Here is a 6,453-nt window from a genome sequence, read left to right as displayed (position 1 = left end):
CCATCCCGAACTCGGAAGTGAAACGCAGCTGCGCCGATGGTAGTGTGGCCTAAGCCATGCGAGAGTAGGTCATCGCCAGGGTTTTTACCCCGAAAACCCCGCTGCTCACGCAGCGGGGTTTTCTTTTATTGCAGGCACCTGGTTTTTACAGGTATCTGTTTCTCGGAAGAGACCTCTGCCGAGCTGGCGCAACGCGCTGCTCCAACCGTCTCCCTGGTGAAATTAGCGCTGTGGCACCACCCGATCCCATCCCGAACTCGGAAGTGAAACGCAGCTGCGCCGATGGTAGTGTGGCCTAAGCCATGCGAGAGTAGGTCATCGCCAGGGTTTACACCCAAAACCCCGCTGCTCACGCAGCGGGGTTTTTTTTGTCCGTCTCCCAACGGACGGGGAGCGTTTCATTACAACTGCCGCAGCAGACGCGTACGGTCGTGCGCGTGCGGACGGTACGGCCAGTGCGGCGGGTGTCGTTGGGTAGTTCTGCGTTTTGGGAATGGTGGCGTCTCCGCTTGCATCTTCCACGAGCGTGAGGGCCCCGTAGCGGCCGGCAGGCCCCTCGGCAAATGTCCCCCGGCCGCCGCCTGACGGCGACGCCCTCCTCCTTGATGTTGCCCAGGAGCCTACCGGCCGCTACGAGGCTTCGCGTGCTGTGTGCGGACTGACCAGATCAATCCCGGCACTCGCTGTCGCGCTGATGCTGGGCGGCGCCAGTTGTCTGGATACGTTGGGTCGCGATGCCCTTGTGGGCGAAATCAAGGAGGAGGGCGTCGCCGCAAGGCGGCGGCCGGGGGCGTCACCGGCAAGGGTATCGCGCCCCAAAGCCCGACCAACCCAGCCGCCGACCCAAAAAAAACGGCGCCTAGAAAGGCGCCGTTTTCATGAAGCAAAGATCACGTCACAGCAATCAACCGCTCAGCGTGCAGACTCCGCGGCCGGCGTCTCAGCGCCCTTGCCCTTCATCATCGCATCGCGTGCCGCCTTGAACGGATTGCCCTCGTACCAGTTCGGCCACCGGTCGCCGCCGGCCAGTTCCTTGCCAACCCCGTACAGCAGCTGCAGGTCCTCAACCGTGCCATCCAGCTTCCAGGTTGCGGGATCGAACTCGTCCTTCGGGCCGTGGTAACGGTGGCTGCCGTAGTCCTCGGCCGCCTTGCGGCCCGCCTCGACACCGCCGTCGCGCAGATCCTCACCACCGTCCGCATAGAGCGCCGGCACACCCGCCTTGGCGAAGTTGAAGTGATCCGAACGGAAGTAGAAGCCGCTCTGCACCGCGGTCTCGCCGTGCAGGGTACGCCCCTGGTTCGCGGCCAGCGGCTTGAGGATGTCTTCCAGCTCGGAGCTGCCGAAGCCGGTCACGGTCATGTCCTTGGCACGGCCTGCCACCGACATCGCATCGATGTTGATCACACCGGCGATCTTGTCCAGCGGGAAGGTCGGGTGACTGACGTAGTACTTCGAGCCCAGCAGGCCGGACTCTTCCAGCGTCACTGCCAGGAACACCACCGAACGCTCCGGTGCTGGCTGCTGGTGCACCATCGCATCGGCGACCTCCAGGATGCCGGCCACGCCGGTCGCGTTGTCGACCGCGCCGTTGTAGATGGTGTCGCCCTGCTCACCTTCGTGCTTGCCCAGGTGATCCCAGTGCGCCATGTAGAGCACGGCTTCATCGGCACGCTTGCTGCCCGGCAGGACGCCGACCACGTTGCGCGACTTCTTCTCGGCGATGGTGCTCTTCAGATCGAAGGACACCTTGGCCTTCAGCGGGACCGGCTTGAAGCCGCGCTTGCTGGCGTCCTTGTACGCTTTGTCCAGATCCAGGCCGGCCTCGGCGAACAGCTGGCGGGCGGCGTCGGCGCTCAGCCAGCCTTGTGCCGGGAGGCGCGCTTCCGGGTCATCCTTGGCCGGCAGGTCGTACTGCGGGCCGGCCCACGAGTTCTTGACCACGTCCCAACCGTAGGAGGCACCGGCGGTGTCATGCACGATCAGCGCGGCGGCGGCGCCCTTGCGTGCGGCCTCTTCGAACTTGTACGTCCAGCGCCCGTAATAGGTCATGCGCTTGCCGTCGAACAGCTTCTCGTCGTTGACGTGGAAGCCGGGATCGTTGACGAACATCACGACCGTCTTGCCCTTCCAGTCCTGGCCGGCATAGTCGTTCCACTTCTGCTCCGGCGCATCCACGCCGTAGCCGACGAACACCAGGTCGCTGGCCTCGACCTTGACGTCCGGCTGGCCGCTGCGGGTGCCGATCACCATGTCGGTGCCGAACGTCAGCTCGCGGGTCTTGCCGGCCTGGTCCAGCGTCAGCACGGTCGACTCATCGGCCGTGGTCTCGGTCATCGCCACGTCCTGGAACCAACTGTCGCCGTTGCCTGGCTGCAGGCCGATGCGCTGCATCTGGTCGCGGATGTAATTGACGGTCAGCTCTTCGCCCTTGCTGCCCGGGGAGCGGCCTTCGAACGCATCCGAAGCCAAGGTCTTGACCAGTTCGGCGAAGTCGCCGGCATTGATCTCGGGCGAGAACGCATGGCCCGGTGCGGTCGGTGCCGCGTCGGTGGCAGGCGCCGCGGTGGGCGCGGCGGATTCGCCCTTGCATGCGGTCAACGCAGCGGCAGCGGCAAGGCACAACAGAAGTTTGCGGGGCATCATCGGTTCCTGGAACGGGAAAGGCGGGTGCGCAGCGCACCAGTGGCCACCATATCAATCCTGTGGCGCGGTGTCGGTATCGAAGGGCACTGCCACGGCGCCGCTGACCGGGCCGATGCGGGCAGTGCGGTGCACATACAGGGTGACCTCGCGCTCGAACTGCAGGGATCCATTGACCGACGCGTTCGGCCCGATGATCACGCGCGGCTTGCGGCCGGGGGTCAGCGACAGGTTGAAGTTCGGCTTCTTGACCTCGATTCCGCCTTCGACCTGCGAACCCACGCCCACGGTGATGTCACCGTTGACGGTTTCGATGCCGCGCGCCACGCGCGTTTCGACCAGGCCGATGCTGCCATTGACGGTTTCCAGCCCGCCGTCGATCTGGGTGCCGCGATCCAGGAAGATGCCGCCGTTGACGGTGTCCACGCCGCCACTGGCAACCACTTCGCGCCCGACCCGCACGCTGCCATTGACCGTGGAAATGCCGCCGGTACGCGCGCGATCGGCCACGCGGATGCCGCCGTTGACGGTTTCGATGCGACCGGTGACCGCGCCTTCGGCGACCTTGATGCCGCCGTTGACCGTCTCCAGATTGCCGTAGCTCTGGCCGGCCTCGGCGGAGATGCTGCCGTTGACCTTGCTGATGTTGTCGCTTGCGAAGGCCGGCGCACAGGGCAGCGTCAGGGCCAGCAGCAGCGGAAGCAGGGAGCGTTTCATGGGAACCTCGATGGTGGAGCGCGGCTGGCAGGCCGCCTGCAGGAATGTCACCATGCATCGTTGCAATCCGCATCTGCCTGAAGTCACTGGAAAGCCCTTGCGCCACAACGCCTTTTCCTCACGCCGGGATAACAATCCGACCGACGGACGCGGTCGCACGCAGTGGCTGACCCCAGCGTTGCGTGCGCTGCTGCTGGCCGTGGCCGTTCTCGGCGCCAGCCCGCTGGCTGCACAATCCTCCAAGGAAGCCGAACGCAAGCTGCAGAAGCTGCGCAGCGAGCTCAAGGGCGTGGCCCAGGAGCGGCGGAATCTGGAAGGGCAGCGCGGGCAGGCGTCGCGCCAGCTGCGCGACGCCGATGAGAAGGTCGCCCGCACAGGGCGCGTGCTGGCCCAGACCGAAACCGCATTGCAGCGCGAGACCCGCGCCATGAACGAACTGCAGGCCAAGCGCGATGCGCTGCAGGCCGGCCTGGAGCAGCAGCGGGCGGAACTGGCCTCGCTGTTGCGCGCGGCGTACCGCATCGGCAACAACGCGCCGTTGAAGCTGCTGCTGTCGCAGGACCGTGTCGCCGATGCGAACCGCAGCCTGGCCTATCACCGGTATCTGCAGCGCGAGCGCGCGCAGCGTATCCAGTCCCTGACGGCTGATCTCACCGAACTGCAGCGCGTGGAGACGGAAATCGTCGAACGGCGCAAGGCACTGGAAGGCACCCGCCAACAGCAGAAACAGCAGGTCGCCACGCTGGCCGACGATCGTCGCGAGCGGGCGGCCACGGTCGCCTCGCTGGACGAACGGTACAAAGACCGCAGCGAACGCGAAAAAGCCTTGGGCCAGGATGCCAAGGCGCTGGAAACCCTGCTGGCCAATCTGCGCGCCGCCGCCGCCCGTGCCGAAGCAGAGCGTCGTGCTGCCGCGCGCCGCGCCGCCGCGGAGAAGGCGGCCGCCGAGAAGGCGGACCGGGCCGCCGCCGCGAATGGTACCCGGCCACCGCCGCGCGCGACCAAGACGCCCCCTGCGGTTGCCTCCGCGCCTGCGCCCAAGGTGGGCGGTCTGGGCTGGCCGTTGTCGGGCAATCTGCTCGCCCGCTACGGCGGCAAGCTGCCCGATGGCCGCACCAGCAGTGGCGTGCTGATCGGCGCGCCCGCCGGCAGCACCATCACCGCCGTCGCAGATGGCACGGTGGTGTTTTCCGATTGGATGACCGGCTACGGCATGATCCTGATCGTCGATCACGGCAACGGCTACATGAGCCTCTATGCGCACAACGACACGCTGCTGCGTGATGCCGGCGCCACGGTGAAGAAGGGCGAGGCGGTGGCCAAGGTCGGCAATTCCGGTGGCCAGGGCGTGACCGCGCTGTACTTCGAACTGCGCCGCAACGGACAGCCGGTGGACCCGGGCAGCTGGCTGCAGCGGCGATAAACCGCGCCCAACACGGGCGCGCCGCCAGGCACGGGGTTCAACGGGAATTTATCGTCGCTTCGCGCATAATCGGGCGACGCACCCCGTGCGTGGTCAACCGTCCCCCGCTCACCCTGGAGTGCTTCATGCGCGTAGCCCGTTCCGCCACCTTGCTGCTGGCCCTGTTGCCCGCGGTGTCCTGGGCGCAGCAGACCGCCGAAGCGCCGGCACGCGGGGCCGATGCGGCCACCACGGAAGAAGCGGTGACCTCACGGGTTCCGTTGGAAGAGATCCGCCGCTACGTCGCCGTCTACAACGCGGTGCGCGCCGCCTACGTGGATCCGGTGGACGACAAGAAACTGATGCAGTCCGCCATCCGCGGCCTGCTGCTGGACCTGGATCCGCACAGTACCTATTTCGACAAGGAAGACGCCGAAGCCTTCGATGAGCAGGCCAACGGCGCCTACGACGGCATCGGCGTGGAGCTGCAGCAGCAGCCCGACAACAGCAGCCTGAAAGTCATTTCGCCGATCGACGATACCCCGGCCGCACGCGCGGGCATTCTCGCCGGCGATCTGATCATCGCCATCGACGGCAAGCCGATCAGCGCGATCGAAGCCACCGAACCGCTGCGCGGCGTGGCCGGCACCAAGGTGGTGCTGACCCTGGTGCGCGAAGGCAAGCCCAAGCCGTTCGATGTCACGGTGACCCGCGAGACCATCCGCGTCACCAGCGTGCGCAGCAGGATGCTGGAACCCGGCTATGGCTACATCCGCCTGAGCACCTTCCAGGCCGACACCGGTGCCGATTTCCAGAAGCACGTTGCCCAGCTGCAGCAGCAGGCCGGGGGCAAGCTCAAGGGCCTGGTGCTGGATCTGCGCAGCAACCCGGGTGGCCTGCTCACCGCTGCCGTGCAGGTGGCCGACGATCTGCTCGAGAAGGGCAACATCGTCAGCACCCGTGGCCGCATCTCGATCAGCGATGCCCGCTTCGATGCGACCCCGGGCGATCTGCTCAAGGGCGCGCCGGTCGTGGTGCTGGCCGACGCCGGCTCGGCCAGTGCTTCCGAAGTGCTGGCCGGCGCGCTGCGCGACAACGGCCGCGCCCGCGTGGTCGGCAGCCGCACCTTCGGCAAGGGCTCGGTGCAGACCGTGCTGCCGCTGGACAACGGCGATTCGGTGAAGCTCACCACCGCGCGGTACTTCACCCCGAGCGGCAAGTCGATCCAGGCCACCGGCATCATTCCCGATGTGCTGCTGCAGCCGGAGAAGCGCGCCGGTGACGACGAGCTGCCGGCCAGCCTGACCGATTACAGCGAAGCCACGTTGCCCGGCCACCTGCGCGGTGACGAAGAAGGCACCGAAGGCTACAAGGCCGGTGATGTGCTGCCGGGCGATGGCCCGATCAATGACGCGCTGGCCGAGTTGAAGCAGCCCGGTTCGGTGCTGGCCAGGCAGAAGGCGGACGCGGCGAAGAAGCCGGCGGCCAAGCCGGCAGCGGCCGCGGTCAAGCCGGCCGACGCGAAGTCATCAGATGCGAAGCCGTCAGAAACGAAGCCGGCGGAAGCACCTGCGACTGCGCCGGCTCCTCCCGCGCCTGCCAAGCCGGATGCACCGGCGTCGACGGCGCCGATCAAGCCCTGACCGGTAGTGCCGGCCGCTGGCCGGCTCAGCAGAAATCCAACCGTACGT

The 6,453-nt window shown here is 66.8% G+C and carries 4 protein-coding genes and 1 rRNA gene; 3 read left to right on the top strand and 2 right to left on the bottom strand.

Features of this window, described 5'->3' with window-relative positions:
• The first annotated feature begins 212 nt into the window (after positions 1-212).
• Positions 213-327 (top strand): 5S ribosomal RNA (rrf, locus tag QMX81_RS20175).
• Positions 328-912: 585 nt separating this feature from the next.
• Here rrf and QMX81_RS20170 read toward each other — a convergent pair.
• A complete protein-coding gene (locus QMX81_RS20170; RefSeq protein ID WP_121042234.1) occupies positions 913-2,643 on the bottom strand; it encodes a M28 family metallopeptidase in 1,731 nt (576 codons plus the stop codon).
• A 54-nt stretch (positions 2,644-2,697) separates the two neighbouring features.
• Positions 2,698-3,360 carry a hypothetical protein gene (locus QMX81_RS20165; RefSeq protein WP_121042823.1) on the bottom strand — a complete coding sequence of 221 codons (663 nt, stop codon included), beginning with the start codon at positions 3,358-3,360 and terminating at the stop codon, positions 2,698-2,700.
• Between QMX81_RS20165 and QMX81_RS20160 the strand changes: the two genes are divergently transcribed.
• Positions 3,359-4,783 (top strand): peptidoglycan DD-metalloendopeptidase family protein, encoded by a 1,425-nt coding sequence (locus tag QMX81_RS20160; RefSeq protein ID WP_183073790.1) that lies wholly within the window; start codon positions 3,359-3,361, stop codon positions 4,781-4,783. The genes QMX81_RS20165 and QMX81_RS20160 overlap by 2 nt on opposite strands.
• Before the next feature lie 125 nt (positions 4,784-4,908).
• Positions 4,909-6,405, top strand: a complete 1,497-nt coding sequence (locus QMX81_RS20155; protein WP_121042236.1) for a S41 family peptidase — start codon at positions 4,909-4,911, stop codon at positions 6,403-6,405.
• Positions 6,406-6,453 lie beyond the last annotated feature (48 nt).

This window comes from Stenotrophomonas sp. PS02301 (assembly GCF_029959485.1).
Lineage (GTDB): Bacteria > Pseudomonadota > Gammaproteobacteria > Xanthomonadales > Xanthomonadaceae > Stenotrophomonas > Stenotrophomonas maltophilia_Z.
The sequence above is the reverse complement of the archived record's forward strand: the minus strand, read 5'-3'. Positions and strand labels throughout refer to the sequence as shown.